Origin of the sequence: Methylocystis rosea, assembly GCF_003855495.1 — a bacterium.
GTDB lineage: Bacteria > Pseudomonadota > Alphaproteobacteria > Rhizobiales > Beijerinckiaceae > Methylocystis > Methylocystis rosea_A.
Genome location: NZ_CP034087.1, coordinates 165252 through 179751, shown reverse-complemented (window position 1 = coordinate 179751; position 14500 = coordinate 165252). Strand labels below are relative to the sequence as shown.

General features: G+C 62.2%; 12 protein-coding genes and 4 pseudogenes. 14 read left to right on the top strand and 2 right to left on the bottom strand.

The window, feature by feature from the left end:
- Positions 1-381: 381 nt before the first annotated feature.
- The 4 genes and pseudogenes from tnpA to EHO51_RS18650 form a co-directional block, all read left to right on the top strand.
- A pseudogene (gene tnpA, locus EHO51_RS21470) lies at positions 382-750 on the top strand (IS66-like element accessory protein TnpA); the annotation flags it as partial.
- Positions 751-1204: 454 nt separating this feature from the next.
- Positions 1205-1339, top strand: a pseudogene (locus EHO51_RS18660) (IS5/IS1182 family transposase); the annotation flags it as partial.
- 138 nt (positions 1340-1477) lie between these two features.
- Positions 1478-2541, top strand: a pseudogene (locus tag EHO51_RS18655) (IS110 family transposase).
- Positions 2542-3161: 620 nt separating this feature from the next.
- Positions 3162-3443 carry a hypothetical protein gene (locus EHO51_RS18650; RefSeq protein ID WP_124740361.1) on the top strand — a complete coding sequence of 94 codons (282 nt, stop codon included), beginning with the start codon at positions 3162-3164 and terminating at the stop codon, positions 3441-3443.
- On the opposite strand, the gene EHO51_RS18645 is transcribed toward EHO51_RS18650, so the two are convergent.
- On the bottom strand, positions 3428-3715 hold the full coding sequence (locus EHO51_RS18645; RefSeq protein WP_124740360.1) for a hypothetical protein: 288 nt from the start codon (positions 3713-3715) through the stop codon (positions 3428-3430). The two genes, EHO51_RS18650 and EHO51_RS18645, sit on opposite strands and share 16 nt — an antisense overlap.
- A gap of 533 nt (positions 3716-4248) precedes the next feature.
- Positions 4249-4774: pseudogene (locus EHO51_RS21010) on the bottom strand (type II restriction endonuclease); the annotation flags it as partial.
- A gap of 337 nt (positions 4775-5111) precedes the next feature.
- Between EHO51_RS21010 and EHO51_RS18635 the strand changes: the two are divergent.
- The 10 genes from EHO51_RS18635 to EHO51_RS18585 all read left to right on the top strand — a co-directional run bounded on the left by EHO51_RS18635 (position 5112) and on the right by EHO51_RS18585 (position 13821).
- Entirely contained in the window at positions 5112-5423 is a 312-nt protein-coding gene (locus EHO51_RS18635; protein ID WP_124740359.1) for a hypothetical protein, read from the top strand.
- Positions 5424-6337: 914 nt separating this feature from the next.
- The gene (gene atpD, locus EHO51_RS18625; RefSeq protein ID WP_124740358.1) at positions 6338-7774 is read left to right on the top strand and encodes a F0F1 ATP synthase subunit beta; all 1437 of its coding nucleotides are present in this window, start codon (positions 6338-6340) and stop codon (positions 7772-7774) included.
- Positions 7771-8223, top strand: a complete 453-nt coding sequence (locus EHO51_RS18620) for a F0F1 ATP synthase subunit epsilon (protein ID WP_124740357.1) — start codon at positions 7771-7773, stop codon at positions 8221-8223. Before atpD ends, EHO51_RS18620 begins: the two co-directional genes overlap by 4 nt.
- Entirely contained in the window at positions 8220-8504 is a 285-nt protein-coding gene (locus EHO51_RS18615; protein WP_124740356.1) for an AtpZ/AtpI family protein, read from the top strand. Before EHO51_RS18620 ends, EHO51_RS18615 begins: the two co-directional genes overlap by 4 nt.
- Positions 8501-8779 carry an ATP synthase subunit I gene (locus EHO51_RS18610; protein ID WP_124740355.1) on the top strand — a complete coding sequence of 93 codons (279 nt, stop codon included), beginning with the start codon at positions 8501-8503 and terminating at the stop codon, positions 8777-8779. The genes EHO51_RS18615 and EHO51_RS18610 overlap by 4 nt, the downstream gene beginning before the upstream one ends.
- Before the next feature lie 152 nt (positions 8780-8931).
- Positions 8932-10452: a F0F1 ATP synthase subunit A gene (locus EHO51_RS21335; protein ID WP_124740354.1), complete on the top strand. Its 1521-nt coding sequence runs from the start codon at positions 8932-8934 to the stop codon at positions 10450-10452.
- Between the two features lie 10 nt (positions 10453-10462).
- Positions 10463-10705, top strand: a complete 243-nt coding sequence (locus EHO51_RS18600) for a F0F1 ATP synthase subunit C (RefSeq protein WP_124740353.1) — start codon at positions 10463-10465, stop codon at positions 10703-10705.
- Positions 10706-10707: 2 nt separating this feature from the next.
- Positions 10708-11463, top strand: a complete 756-nt coding sequence (locus tag EHO51_RS18595) for a F0F1 ATP synthase subunit delta (RefSeq protein ID WP_124740352.1) — start codon at positions 10708-10710, stop codon at positions 11461-11463.
- Positions 11447-12979, top strand: coding sequence for a F0F1 ATP synthase subunit alpha (locus EHO51_RS18590; RefSeq protein WP_124740351.1), 1533 nt, complete (start codon positions 11447-11449; stop codon positions 12977-12979). The genes EHO51_RS18595 and EHO51_RS18590 overlap by 17 nt, the downstream gene beginning before the upstream one ends.
- Positions 12976-13821: a F0F1 ATP synthase subunit gamma gene (locus tag EHO51_RS18585; RefSeq protein WP_124740350.1), complete on the top strand. Its 846-nt coding sequence runs from the start codon at positions 12976-12978 to the stop codon at positions 13819-13821. The genes EHO51_RS18590 and EHO51_RS18585 overlap by 4 nt, the downstream gene beginning before the upstream one ends.
- The last annotated feature ends 679 nt before the right edge of the window (positions 13822-14500 follow it).

Below are 14500 nucleotides of genomic sequence, written 5' to 3'. Positions count from 1 at the left end.
GCTGTCCGAAGACGGCAGAAGCGGCGCGCCTAATGGCGTCGCTCCTTCCGAATATTCAGCGCAAGCGCAAGAGGAGCTGGCGTTGAACGCGGCGCGACGCGCGATCACGCTGCTCTCCAACCCGCGCCGTATGCTCGGTCCCTGATCAGGGGCTGGCCGCCCAGATGATTGTGTAACGATCCTTGAAGGTTTGACGGCCACCCTCCCATACAACGATATCGCCTTCCTTGGGGCGTCAGCATCGACGGCGAAGATGGGCGCGGGATTGAAGCGGCATGCGCGCTTGCCGCTGGGGCGGACGTTGTGTAAGCGCTGTTTTGACCGCACCTTTTCTGGGGCTAGGGACGGGGCGATATTCGGAGCGTTGAGGAGCTCCGACACATGTCGATTTTAGAGCATAAGCACGTGTCGGAGATTGAGGCGGCTCCGCCACGACGTGTCGAGATTTTTACTGGGGCCGGTCGCCGCCGCACGTGGACGGCGGAAGAAAAGGCGTCGATCGTTGCGGAGAGTTATGAGGAAGGCGTCCACGCCTGCCAAGTTGCTCGCCGACATGGTTTGACGCCACAGCAATTGTTCACGTGGCGGCGCGCGGCGCGGGAAAGTTTGAAGGCTGTTGACGCCGAAGCCCCCTCAGCATTTGTTCCTGCGGTTGTTGAAGCGACAGCTGTGAAAGCAACGCCTGCCGAGCCGGCCGACGCCCAAGCGGCCTCTGTTCGGCCGCCGATTATCGAACTTGAGATCGGCGGTTCGAGCGTATGGATATGGCGCGGGGCGGAGGCGGCGCTGGTGACCGCGATCGTCGGCGCGATGACTGCCTTGCGGCGCGGCATAAACCGCCTGATCGACAGCTACGCCGAGGGGTTTGTCGACAAATGCGAATTTGAGCCAAGGATTACGGGTATGAAGCAGCGCTTGTCGCAGCTCGAGGAGCGCCATGAAGCGGCTGTCCGAGCCGCGGAGAGTGAGCGAGATCTCTGCCTCGTCATCAGTCGCTTGGAGGACTTTGCCGCGAAGGTGTCTGACGGGCTCGACAAGCTCGACCGTGCCGGGCAGCGCGACATTATCCGCGCCCTCGTCAAGCGCATTGAAGTGGGCAACGATGGAATCGAGATCATATTCCGAGTACCACCGCCAAATGCGCCGGTCAGGCCAACCGCACCCGCCAAAACCCGACCCGCTTGGCAACAATGTACAGCGGTTCGTCGAAAGGACTTTCGCTTGGCTCGGTCGCTGCCGCCGCCTCGCCAAGGACTTCGAGGCCACAATCGCCAGCGCGGTCGCATGGGTCCTCGTCGCACATGTCCGCACTCTCACGCGACGCATCGCAAGGACTTGACAGCAAACAGGATCATTTCGAGTCAGTCAGATGGGGTGATTGGGGTCTCGGCCGAGGGATGTTGAAGGCGGCTGCTCCTATCGAGATGTGAGAACGTGGTCGGTGTCGAATCGCCACGAGCATCAGGAAGGGGCAGCCATGAAGTATTTTGCCGGACTGGACGTGTCATTGGAAGAGACGGCGATTTGCGTGGTCGACGAGACTGGACAAATCCTCAAGGAGGCGCGCGCCGCCAGCGAACCGGAAGCGCTCGACGCTCTTTTCTCGACCCTCGGCCTGCCGCTTGAGCGTTTAGGTTGGAGGCTTGTTCATTGACGGCGTGGCTGCATGGCGAGTTGAAAGCCGCCGAGTGGCCAGCGATCTGCATCGAGTCGCGACGAGCTAAGGCGGCCATGGGCGCCATGCCGAACAAGACCGACCGCAACGATGCGCGCGCTATCGCGCAAATCATGCGGACCGGATGGTTCCGTGCGGTACACGTAAAGACATCGACATGTCGTTCCTGGTGTTCGCTGCTGATCGCGCGCCGAACTGTTCTCAACGAGATGCGGTCGATTGAGAACGTGGTTCGGGCGATCTTGCGCGAAACCGGCCTCAAACTTGGAACGCCGGCGCGAAAGGACTTTATCGTCCGCGCCCGAGAGCTGATCGGGGGCGATGATGCTCTGGCGCGCATGATCGACCCTCTGCTCGAAATTCTCGGCGTGATGCTGCGCGAGTTCGCGAGACTGACCAAACTGATTCTCGACGTCGTGCGGGATGAGCCCATCTGCCGGCGCTTGATGAGCGCTCCGGGCGTTGGTCCCCTGACGGCTCTGGCTTTCCGAGCGACGATCGATCAGCCGGAACGGTTCGGAAAATCCCGGGATGTCGGCGCTCACCTAGGGCTAACTCCGCGACGCTATCAATCTGGCGAAACTGACGTCCAAGGGCGTGTCAGCCGATGCGGCGACGAACTGGCGCGCACGGCTCTTTATGAGGCGGCGCATTCGCTTCTGGTAAGCAGCAAGAAATGGTCGAGCTTGCGCGCCTGGGGCATGGCGGTCGCCAAGCGTCGCGGCATGGCGAGAGCCCGGGTCGCGGTCGCCCGCAAGCTTGCGACCATCCTCCATCGGATGTGGATCGACGGCGCTGAGTTCCGGTTCGGGTGTGAAAAGGCCTCTGCCGCTGGCGCCTCAAGGATGATCGCCGCAACCGCATAAAAGAGAGAGTGAACCAGCTGGAATTCGAATCCGCGCGAGCGGAAGGCGTCCTTCCCGTGGGGACGATGGGCAAAGCGATCTCGTTTAGAGTCCTGAGCCTGCCGGCGTAAGCCGGCAAGGTCGTGAAACAGATTGAGACGTTTTGCTCTTCTGACCCCATCATGCGGCGGCCTTCGCGCCGACCGCGAAGAGAAGCGAGTAACCTACGGGAACGAAAAGCCACCGATCGCGGATGTAAGAACAGGAGCAGCTTGACTCTGACGACCCCAATCAGAGAAGACTCTTACATCAAAGACTATGATTCCTGACTCACTGGGGACTTGTGTAACGCAGTCCGTCACGCTGATCTTTCCGCCGGTGATTTTTGTCCAGGCCATCGTGATCCCCTCAAATCTCGTAAATGCAAAGGAATAACAACTGACTGAAATCAATCAATATTTTCGGTCAGCTGCAAAGATTGCTATTCGACTACGTCCCTCTCTCCATTTTTTCGAGGGGCGCATAGCAGCGCTATACCGAACATGCTTGCGAACCATGTAAGAACGGCGGCGAGCAGGTTGCCCCACCACGGATTCCCAAGTGCGAACCCAGCTGCCAGCACAGTCGCCGCGAGTAGACTGGTGAACTTCAGAAATTTGCCGGTGAACGCACGCTGGTCGGCAAGCTCATTGGCAAATTCATTGTTTTCGGGGGTGCTGGGAGTGACGGCGCTCTGGCTCACCGCGACTCTAATTACCACCGCCTATGGATCCCGCCACCAACCAAACAGCTGCAAGCCACCAATTGCGATGGATGACGCCAACGAGAATCTCTACCGCGCAGCTAACGAAGAAGAATCCAAGAAGGTGATTCAGTCGTCGATGAGCTTCCGAATACGTGGCGATCATCAGTGCACCCAATGACCTTCGTCTCCGACGCGACCTTGCCCTCTGGCGAATAAGGTGCGTGAGTTCGTGAGAGAGCCCAGAATCGGACAAATTGTTCTCTGTTCTCGCGTTTCATCGGGTGCGCTGGGATGCGGCGTCCCCTTTCCCAGATAATCCTTCTCGAAAGCGAGCCGGCCGAGAAGCCTGACTGCTGCGGGGTCGGGCCGGCTGAGCACTTCGGCTTCGGTCGACTCGAAGGCCTCGCGGCGCACGAACTCGGTCAGGCCGGTGTTGCGCTTGTTCGCCACCGCATGGCCCCAGCCATTCGCGGCGGCCTTGTAGATGGCGTCGGCGCTCGGATTCCCCGTCTGCTCGCCGTCGGCCGGCCTCCTGTTTCTGCGCGAGGGTCATCTTCGCCGGTCTCGCCCACGTGCTGGCCGCGCTCCCTTGCCCACGCCCGCCCTTCGCTGGTGCATGTGCGGATCAAGTCAGGCGCCCACATCGGCCAGGCCGTCTATCACGCCGATCATCAGCCGTCCGTGCTTATGGAGGTGTCCGGCCATGGTTCGGCAAAGCTCCGAAACTGTCCGCCCACGCCCACGATGCGTTTGACGATCGCGAACGACTCGAAAGTCGGCCGGCGAGGCACTCGATCCTGGTTACCGCATAGCGTCGCCGGAAGCACGGAACTTGAGAAGCCTCCCCAAAATCCTTGCAGTCCGCCTTCGCGCCCGAACCTTCCCGATGGATTATCGCGAAGCCGGCGGTCCTCAGCTGTTCGAGCTACGCTTCGAGGGTCTGCCCCACGGTCGAGACGCGAGCGTAACCGAACCCTTAACCTTTAGTGTGACAGTACGCGTGAAATGGCCTGGATGCCCTTAATTCCCGTTCCGAAGCGAGCGATAGCGTCGCGGTGCTTTTCCAGGATCGTCATATGGTAAGTAGCGCACCTGCAAATCGGCGACGCGACTGACGCAGGCCGCCGGAGCTGCGCACGAACCTCTCCTTCACGCGCATCGGGCGCAACGAGAAAGAGCCCGTCTGCCGCATGCAGATCGCTGCTCAAAGCAAGATCGAGCATGCAGACGATGCCGGAGTAGATTGACGTTATATGCCCTACTTCGAACGCCGCCATCACGCGAGTGCGGTCCCTATCGATCCACTGGATGTCAATGAGACGGATCGAGTCCCCGCTCGGGGCGTTTTCTATTGAAACAGGAAGCGAGTCCAAGCATTCCGCGCCCAGCTGTCCTCCGTTGTGGGCCGCGATCGTTGACGGCTACCCAAACCTCGTGATCAAGCTCCCGCCCGAGATCCTTGAGCCAAGCCTGGACCTCGGTGTGTGTGCGGTCGCCCTCTCGGTCGGCGACGAGGATGCCACAGACCTCCTCGCGGTCTCGTGGACGCAGACGCTTTAAGCAACAACTCTCATGGGCTGAGCTACATCGCCTTACCGACCTGATCGACCAGCAGCAATCTTGCGCCACAAGTTTAGTGCCCATGGCCCCGGTGTTGAGCCCGACGGTCTCTTCTGCGCACCTAGAAGCTAGTCCGCCCGCCGCAGGCGCACGCGGGGCTCAAGACCTCCTGCTGCCGCGCTTGACAAAGCGCCGTTCAATCCAATTTACCCCGCAATCTCGGTGCGAGCTCAACGCCGCGGTGGTGATCCCGGAGCGAAGGGATTTCGTTTGGCAGGAAGAGCATATGTCCTCGAACCGCATCAAAAGTCTGGCCCTGGCGACCGCGATCGCGACTTGCGCGGGGGTCGGTCTCCCTAGCATGGCGGACGCACATTACCGGGGCGCCCGGAACTACGGCTGGCATTCCGGCTGGCCCAAGGACTGGCATAGGCATCGCGGATGGGCGCGATACGGTTGCGCGCGGCCGGCGACGTACGCCTATGGCGGTTATGGCGGGACCATGGGCGCCGCAGCCTATGGCCGCCCGCCAGCCTATTATGGCTATGTTGGCGAACAGGGCGAGGGCGGTGTGGGGCTGGGGGCCCCGACCTTTTAGCGTTGTCTGTGCGCATCGCGCATGATCGCCGCCCGGTCATAGGCACCGGCCCGCCCTCGCGCGCGCGACGTCATTGGCCGTTATCCTTCGGCCGCGGTCTCTCTCGCGCTCGTTTTCGGCGGCGATATTCGCCTTCCCGGCATCGTTCGGCGAGCGCATGGTCTCAGTGTAGGCGCGCTACGCTGCGATGGCTTCGCGCTCGGCGAAGCTGCGGGCCTGAATTTCCTGAACGGCTAGAGCGCAAGATTCACGCAACTTATTTGAGTTCATTCGAGAGTCGAGAGTGGAGAGGGAACGCGCGCCGGATCACGCAGGCGCGACTGCCGCTGCGCGTCGTGGACGCCCGCCGACTCGGCTGATCGCTCGCATCCTGCCGTCTTCGGCGCGCGCGGATCCGGCCGCGATCGCGTCGCTCGCCCACGCGCTCTCGAGGGATAAGGGATTCGACGCGCGGTTTGCCGACAAGCGCCGGCGGTGCGAAGCCGAAGAAGCGGAAAGCCGCTCGCGGCCTATCGCGCTGAAGAGCTTGCTCGCATGCGGCTCAACTTCTACGGCTTCGATCCAAGCTATCAGGTCGCGCGATACAATTTCATCCACAGGATCCCGAAGCCACGCACTCCTCTGACGCTTGCCCGGCGCCGATCGCAGCGTCACGACGGCGCAGTCGGCCGCAAATACAATTCATCAAACTGATCGCTGCGGCCACAACCGGCTGTCCGCTTGCGTTACGATTTCGACAATCAACTGAGGGCCCCCTCGCTCGAGGTTGCAATTTGCCCGCCAAAGCCCTGCTTGACCCCTTGTCAAGAACTGCTTCCTTCGACTGTCTCAGTCAATCGCTTGAACCGAATCATTTATAAAAGCATTCTGTACCAGCTCAGGCGATCGGCCAATCGAGCGCTTCGGCGGCGGTGATGATCGTGGAACAAGAGGACAGGCGCGGAGCTCTTCTCGGACGGGTCACAGCTGTTCACGGCTCGGTGATCGACGTGCGGTTCGCGTCCGGCGCCTTGCCGGCGATCAACGAAGCCGTGGCGATCGAATGGGATCGTGGAGACCCAATTATCGCCGAGGTGCAGAAACATCTCGACGCCCATACAGTGCGCGCCGTTGCGCTCTCGAACACGGCCGGCCTGAACCGCGGCGTCCCCGCGCGCGCCATGGGGGTCGCGATCAGCGTGCCCGTGGGAGAGGCCGTATTGGGGCGGCTGCTCAATTCGATCGGCGACCCCGCAGACCGAGGGCCGGCGCTTCCTGCCGACATAGAGCGCCGTCCGATTCACGCGGCGGCGCCTGAAATCCACAAGCTTGTGGGAACTCTCGAGTCGTTCGCAACCGGCATTAAGGTCATCGACCTCCTCGCGCCGCTCGTGAAGGGCGGCAAGGCGGCCATGTTCGGCGGCGCCGGCGTTGGCAAGACCGTGCTCATCATGGAATTGATCCGCACGACCGTTGAGCGACACGCTGGAATTTCGGTCTTCGCCGGGATCGGCGAACGCTCCCGCGAGGGACATGAGCTTTTGCTCGAACTCCGGCAGTCCGGCGTGCTCGAGCGCACCGCGCTCGTATTCGGACAGATGAATGAGCCGCCCGGCGCCCGCTGGCGGGCGGGGCTGACGGCGCTCACCATGGCCGAATATTTTCGAGACACGGCTCACGAGAATGTGCTGTTGCTCATTGATAACGTCTACCGCCTGGTTCAGGCCGGTAGCGAGGTATCGGGTCTACTCGGCCGATTGCCTTCGCGCGTCGGCTACCAACCGACGCTCGCCAGCGAGATCGCCGAACTCGAGGAACGCATCGCTTCCGTCGCGGGCGCGGCCATAACATCGATTCAAGCGGTCTATGTGCCAGCGGACGACTTCACGGATCCGGCGGTGGCGGAGATTTTCAGTCACCTTGACTCATCGATCGTGCTGTCGCGCGACATGGCGAGCGAAGGCATGTATCCGGCAGTCGACCCGCTCGCCTCGACATCGAGCCTTCTCGATCCTCGCCTCGTCGGAGAAACTCATTACCGGATTGCCCAGGACGTTCGCAAAGCGATCGCCCATTACCGTGAGCTCCGGGAGATTATCGCACTGCTCGGCATCGAGGAGTTGAGCGCCGCAGACCGGGATACGGTCAAGCGCGCGCGTCGCCTGATGCGATTTTTGACCCAACCCTTCATGGTGACTGTCGCCTTCACCGGTAAGTCCGGCCGCTCGGTGGAACTCGAGGCGACGCTTGCCGGTTGCCGCGCCATTCTGAACGGCGAGACCGATGATTGGGCCGAGAGCTCTCTCTATATGGTAGGCGACTTGGACGAGGCCCGGCGCAAAGAAGCCCAGACAACGGGAGCGGTTTCATGAAGCTCACCGTCGCCACGCCGCTCGCGATCGTCTTGGAAGCCGACAACGTTTTGCATCTGCGAGCCGAAGATGAAACGGGAGCATTCGGGCTCCTGCCCGGGCATGCTGACTTTCTGACTGCGCTCGCGGTCTCCGTGGTGACATGGCGTGATCAGCACGGAGCCGAGCATCACGTCGCCGTATATGGCGGAATGCTTGAAGTGCGTGGCGGCGACGCCATCGTCGTCGCAACGCGGGAGGCGGTTTTTGGAGACGACCTGCACCGCCTCGAAACCGAGGTGCTCGTTACTTTCCGGCGGGGAATCGAGGAAGAGCGGGCTGCACGGACGGACAGCGAGCGGCTCCATCTTGCGGCGATACGGCAGATTTGCCACTTTCTCAAATCCGAACGTGTTCCGGGCTCTCCCGGCGGGACAAGCGCTCCGCGGTTCGATGGTCTCGGCCAATGACCCAGCAGCCAGAAAACCACGAGCGCCTCCATGAAGCCGTCAAGAGGCGGCGCGAACGGCGCGCGCGCTGGCGGCAGGAGGGTGAACGGCCGCTTGGCCTGAACTTGGCGATGATCGGCGTGCTCGGTTGGACGATCGTTGCGCCGACTCTGCTCGGCGTTTTCGCCGGGCGCTGGCTCGACCACCGGTTCGCCTCGGGGATATTCTGGACCTTGGGACTGCTCGTGGCCGGCCTGGCGCTCGGCTGCACCCTTGCCTGGAAGAGAATTTACCGCGAATGACTCATGACGCCTTCCCTTCGATCGCCGGGCTCGCTTTGGCGATGGCGTGCGCCGGATTCGTCTTTGGGCGCGTCTATTTTGCCGCCTTGCGTCGAACCGCAGTGGGGATAGCCGCGGGGAACCGCTGGATGTTTCTCTTGGCCTTCACATTAGGTCGCTACGGGGCGGCGATAATCCTCTTGGGGCTTTCCGCGCAGCTCGGCGCGATTCCACTGTTGAGCATGTTTCTTGGTTTCCTCGCGGCGCGTGGGGTCGCCCTGCATTCGGCGAAGTAGGACGAGTGACGCCAGCGCATCGGCCTTGTGTGCGCCGACCATGGAGGAAGTGATGAACCGCCAAGCGTTGAGGGTGAAGCGGGTTACGCGGTCGAGTCGGCGAGCGGCGCGACACGCCAATATACGACGCCGTTAGGAGCTGGGTCATACGCATGGCGCGCCGTTCGATCATTTCCTCTCTCGTCAAATCCGTGAAATCGCCTTTCGTTCGCCTGGCGCTCGCGGCGTCCCTGTGCGTCGCGACGGGCCCGACAACGTTGGCCGCGAGCGGCCCTTGGACCAGATGTCGCGGCGCCGACACCGATGCGCGGATCGCCGGCTGCGCCGAAATCATCGCTCGCGGGAATCGAGAAGCGAAGCGCAATCAGATCATCGCCTATGTCAATCGGAGCGGCGCTTATCGAGCGAAGGGCGACTTCGCGCGCGCCATCGCCGATCTCGACAAGGCGGCGCAACTCGACCCGAAGTCGGCTTTCATCCTTGCGGAGCGCGCGTCGATCCATCTCGCGAAAGGCGATCTCGACCCTGCCATTGCAGATTACGCCAGAGCGCTGCAGCTCGACAAGAATTTGACGACGGCATACAGCGGCCGCGCCAGAGCGTATCTCGCCAAGGGCGATCTCGATCACGCGATCGCGGATTACGACCAGGCGATCAAACGCGATCCCGGGCTAGCGAGCGCCTACGACGGTCGCGGCCTGACCTTTTCCGCCAAGGGCGATCTCGACAAGGCGCTTGCCGATTTCAGCGAGGCCATAACCCTTGATCCCAAGTTCGCCGTCGCTTTCCTTGATCGGGCCAAGGTTTTTCAAAGTAACCAGGATCTCGATCGCGCGAGACAAGATCTCGAAGCGGCGTTGAAACTCGACCCCCAGCTCGCCTCGGCGCGAGAAGCGCTCGATGAAGTGAACAGGGCCATCGCGGAGAACGCCCCTGCTCCGCCCCCTGCGGCTCCGGCGGCCCCGGCTGCGCCTGCAGCGAAAGCGCCCCCGGACCGCTTGGAGCGGCCTTCGCCCCTGGCGAGCGCCGTGTTGTTCCGGATCGGTCCCGCCACTATCACGCGGGCCGTCGTGACCACCTGGGCGATCATGCTCGCCTTGACGATCTGCGCCTGGCTGATGACGCGCCGACTGCGACAGCGGAGGGATCGATCGGGAACAATTGTCGAGGTTCTCGTGACCGGCGTCATGGAGCAGATCGAGGAAGTCATCCGTACCGACCCGCGGCCTTATCTGCCATTGCTCGGCACGCTTTTCACCTTTCTCGTCGCGGCCAATCTCTCCGGCGTGCTGCCGGGCACCGAAGCGCCGACCAGTAAGCTCGAGACTCCCGCGGCGCTGGCGCTCGTTGTGTTCGCATCGGTGCATTATTTCGGCGTGCGCGCGCAGGGTCTTCTCGGCTACCTCGCCAGTTTCGCCAAGCCGCGGCTGATCATGCTGCCGCTCAACATCGTGTCGCAACTGACACGGACCTTTTCGCTCATGATCCGCCTCTTCGGCAATGTCATGAGCGGCGAGTTCGTCATCGCTCTCGTTGTGGCGCTCTCCGGGCTCTTCGTCCCGATTCCGCTCATGGCCCTTGAGATTCTAGTCGGTATCGTCCAGGCTTACATCTTCACCGTGCTTGCAACCGTTTTCATCGGCGCCGCCATCGGCACTGTCGAAGCGGGCTAAGGGGGGTTCCATGGACTTGAAGCTGATCAGCATCATCGGCGCAGTCATCGCCGTCTCCTTTGGCTCCATCGGGCCGGCGATTGCAGAAGGACGCTCGGTAGCCGCCGCCATGGACGCGATCGCCCGTCAGCCAGAGGCGGCCGGCGCCATTTCGCGCACGCTTTTTGTTGGGCTCGCCATGATCGAAACCATGGCGATCTATTGCTTGGTGGTGGCGCTTCTGTTGCTATTCGCCAACCCATATACGGGCTGACAATGCAATTCGATTGGTGGACGCTCGGGCTCCAGACGGTCAATTTCGGCATCCTCGTCTGGCTCATGCGCCGTTTTCTATACGAACCGGTGCTACGCATGCTTGATGCGCGCCACGCAGAGATCGAAACGCAATACGCCGAGGCCCGCGCGGCCGAAGACAAGGCGAAAGACCAACTCGCCTCCATCGAGGCCGAATTCAAGGACATCGCCAAAGAGCGCGAGGCCACGCTCCGGACTGCCGCGGCGCAAGCGGAGGAGGAGGCGCAAGCGCGGCGCGCTCAGGCCGAAGTCGAAGTCGCGACGCTCCTAGATGCGGCGCGCAAGACGCTCGCCACGGAGCGAGCCACGGCCCTCGCCGAGGCGCGAAACTTGGCGCTCGATCTCGGCGCCGATATCGCGCTTCGGCTCCTCGCCGATGCGCCGACGAAGTTGCAGTCGGAGGCATGGCTCGAACAGATCGACGAATATCTCGAAGGGCTTTCGAAAGCCGAGATGGAAGGCCTCGTTCGTCAGTTCGGGGATAGCGCGGGCCTCACCGTGGCCACGGCTTCGGCGCTCGAGTCGGAAACGGCCGAAACGTGGCGCGCCCGTCTCCGTCGACGGTTCGGCGATGCGGTGGATATCACCTTCATCGTCGACCCCAACCTCGTTGCTGGGGCGGAGCTGCGCTTGCCGAACGCCAATTTGAGCTTTTCGTGGCGGAGCGCGCTCGCGACCGCGCGGTCGGAGATCAGGGCTAATGGCGACGCTTGCTGAAGATCTGCGCAATTCGATTGATCGAGCCCGTGGCTCCATCGGCGAATTAGCGCTCGAACCGCAAATCGAATGGATTGGTCGGGTCGCGCAAGTCGGCGATGGTGTGGCGATGGTCTCTGGACTGCCCGAAGCAAGGCTCGACGAGCTGCTCGTGTTCGAAGGCGGCGTTCGCGGCCTAGCGGTCGATCTCGGCGAGCACATGATCGGATGCATGCTGCTGGGCGACGCCAGCGGAATTTCCGCTGGAAGCGTCGTGCGCGGGACGGGCGAGGTGGCGCGCGTCCCCGTCGGCGAAGCGCTGCTCGGCCGCGTCGTCGACGCGCTCGGCGCGCCACTGGACGGCGGCGGTCCGGTCGCAGCCGATGCCTTCGCGCCGATGGACCAGCCCGCGCCTGCGATCGTCGATCGCGCGCTCGTCACGCGACCGCTGGCGACGGGGCTTCTGGTGGTGGACGCGATGATCCCGCTCGGTCGCGGGCAGCGCGAACTGATTATCGGCGACCGAGCGACGGGGAAGACCGCCATCGCCGTCGACACGATCATCAATCAGCGTTCCAGCGACGTGATATGCGTTTACGCCGCGGTCGGCCAAAAGGCCTCGTCGGTCGCGCAGGTGATCGAATCGGTGCGCCGGTACGGCGCGCCGGAACATTGTCTTTTCGTTATCGGAGCAGCCGACGCGGCGCCGGGCCTGCAATGGTTGACCCCCTATGCGGCCTGCGCCATGGCCGAATATTTCATGTCGCGCGGCCGCGACGTGCTGTTGGTGATCGACGATCTCACCAAACATGCGGCGGTCTATCGTCAGGTCTCTCTGCTGCTGCGCCGGCCGCCAGGACGCGAGGCCTATCCGGGAGACATTTTCTACATCCATTCGCGCTTGCTCGAGCGAGCCGCGAAACTTGCGCCCGAGCTCGGCGGCGGATCGCTGACGGCGCTGCCGATAGCCGAGACTCAGGCCGGCAACATAAGCGCCTATATTCCGACCAATCTGATTTCGATAACCGACGGCCAAATCTATCTCGACCCGCGCCTCTTTCACGAAGATCAAAAGCCAGCGGTCGACGTCGGCAAGAGCGTATCGCGCGTTGGCGGCAAAACGCAGGCCGCGACACTCAAAACGCTTTCCGAGAGTTTGCGGCTGGAATACGCCCAATTTCTCGAACTCGAAATGTTCACCCGTTTCGGCGGCATGCTCGATGAACGCACGCGCAAAGTAATCGAGCACGGCAGGCGCATCCGCGCCGTACTCAGCCAACAACAATTTGCGCCGCTGCCGCTCGGCGAGCAAGTGGCGTTACTGTTGGCGCTGAGCGAAGGCGTGCTCGATGGCGTGTCGCTCGATCGAGTGGCAGTGTTCCGAGCGAAGCTTGGACGTTGGTTGATGGAACGTTGCCCCGAGATCGCCGCGCTTGACGATCGAACAGAGGCGCTGCGGGACGAACTCCGCACACGCCTCAAAGCGTCGCTTGAAGCGCTGGCCGGTTCGCTCGGAGCAACAGGCGATCCTCTATGACGCGGCTTGTCGAGATCCAGTCGCATATCGGCGGCATGGGCGAGCTTCGCGACATCGTCGGCGCCATGCGCTCACTTGCTGGCTTGCGCCTGCAGGAGGCGCAGCGCGCGCTCCCCGGGGTTCGTCGCTATACGGAGGCGGTCGCGGCTGGGCTCGCCAGCACGCTGCTCCTCATGGCCGAGCCGGAGCCGGCGAAGGCTGCGGAGGGCAGGCGCGCGCTCGTACTTTGCACTGCCGAACATGGCTTCGTTGGCGGCTTCAATGAACGTCTGATCGGGGACGCCAAGGCAAATCTCGCTCCGGGTGACGCCTTGTTCGTAATCGGCAGCCGGGGCGCGGCGCTGGCGCTCGAACGCTTGCAGCCGCCTGTCTGGACGCATCCAATGGCGAGCCGAGGCGCCGGGGCGCCGGAAACGATCCGTCGGCTCATGGACGCGCTCTATCACGGGATTGCCCATGGCGGCGTCGGCCGCGTCGAGGTGATGTTCTACCGTTACCGTCAGGGCGGCGCGCCCACGATCGACCGGCGCTTGCTGCTGCCGCTCGATCTCGCCATGCTTTCGGCCAAACAACCACGCCAGCCGCCACTTCATAACCTGCAGCCGATACCCCTTCATGAAAAGTTGATGGCGGAATATGTCTTCGCGCTCCTGACCGAGGCGGCGGTTGAATCGATCGCAAGCGAAAACGCCGCGCGCTTCGCCGCCATGGAATCCGCCTATGACAATGTGTCGAAGAAGCTCGAGGAGTTGCGCCAAGAGGCTAATCAGGCCCGCCAATCGGAGATCACTACCGAGCTCATCGACCTCATTACCGGCGCCGAAGCGCTGAACAACGGATGAGTTCGCGCGCCATCGCGTCGTCTCTCCAGACGCGGTCTCACGACCTTGCGCGATTGACGGTGAGCCTTTCCCAACGAAACCCTCTGCCTGCGACGGAAGCGCGTAATTTCGATGGGACCCCGCTCGTCGTGTCTCAAATATGTTACCTTCGGTTACCTCCGCCCTCTATATAGATAACGATGGCTCGTGGGATGCTGAATCTCTGGCAACTCGAGGAAGGCGCGAATTACGTTCAAGTGGAGAAGAGCCTTGTGCTCCTCGCCCTCTGCGCAGAGACGGTCGGCCTCGTGCAGGTGGACGCGCATAGATGTGACAGCCGCCTGAATGTGCTCATGGCGGCCGACCCCCTTGGAGAGCGAGCTTGGCTTGCTCCCAGGCTCAAGTCGTAGAGCTGCCCAATCGCTCTTCGTTTTCTCGATTTCCGAACGACAGTCGGCATAAGCGGTCCCTACACCCGCCGCAAGAATACCGGCAGCTAGAATAAAAGCCTTCATCCCATACTCCTCGCCTACTGCACCTAGGGCGAATTTTAGTCGTTATGCTTGCTTGAGCCTAATACAGCGAAGCTAGCGAACAAGCCTGTTTGGTAGGCGCATTGCTTAGCTATCAGTCGCCGCTCCTGAAGTCAGGCCGAAATGAACATTTATCACGAGTATTACGACTGAATGTGAACCAGAGC

Bases quoted from the DNA above. Each gene is read 5' to 3' on its own strand.
- EHO51_RS18590 (WP_124740351.1), top strand. From the start codon at position 11,447: ATGGCGACGCTTGCTGAAGATCTGCGCAATTCGATTGATCGAGCCCGT.
- EHO51_RS18585 (WP_124740350.1), top strand. From the start codon at position 12,976: ATGACGCGGCTTGTCGAGATCCAGTCGCATATCGGCGGCATGGGCGAG.
- EHO51_RS18610 (WP_124740355.1), top strand. From the start codon at position 8,501: ATGACTCATGACGCCTTCCCTTCGATCGCCGGGCTCGCTTTGGCGATG.
- atpD (WP_124740358.1), top strand. From the start codon at position 6,338: ATGATCGTGGAACAAGAGGACAGGCGCGGAGCTCTTCTCGGACGGGTC.
- EHO51_RS18635 (WP_124740359.1), top strand. From the start codon at position 5,112: ATGTCCTCGAACCGCATCAAAAGTCTGGCCCTGGCGACCGCGATCGCG.
- EHO51_RS18615 (WP_124740356.1), top strand. From the start codon at position 8,220: ATGACCCAGCAGCCAGAAAACCACGAGCGCCTCCATGAAGCCGTCAAG.
- EHO51_RS18595 (WP_124740352.1), top strand. From the start codon at position 10,708: ATGCAATTCGATTGGTGGACGCTCGGGCTCCAGACGGTCAATTTCGGC.
- EHO51_RS18600 (WP_124740353.1), top strand. From the start codon at position 10,463: ATGGACTTGAAGCTGATCAGCATCATCGGCGCAGTCATCGCCGTCTCC.
- EHO51_RS21335 (WP_124740354.1), top strand. From the start codon at position 8,932: ATGGCGCGCCGTTCGATCATTTCCTCTCTCGTCAAATCCGTGAAATCG.
- EHO51_RS18620 (WP_124740357.1), top strand. From the start codon at position 7,771: ATGAAGCTCACCGTCGCCACGCCGCTCGCGATCGTCTTGGAAGCCGAC.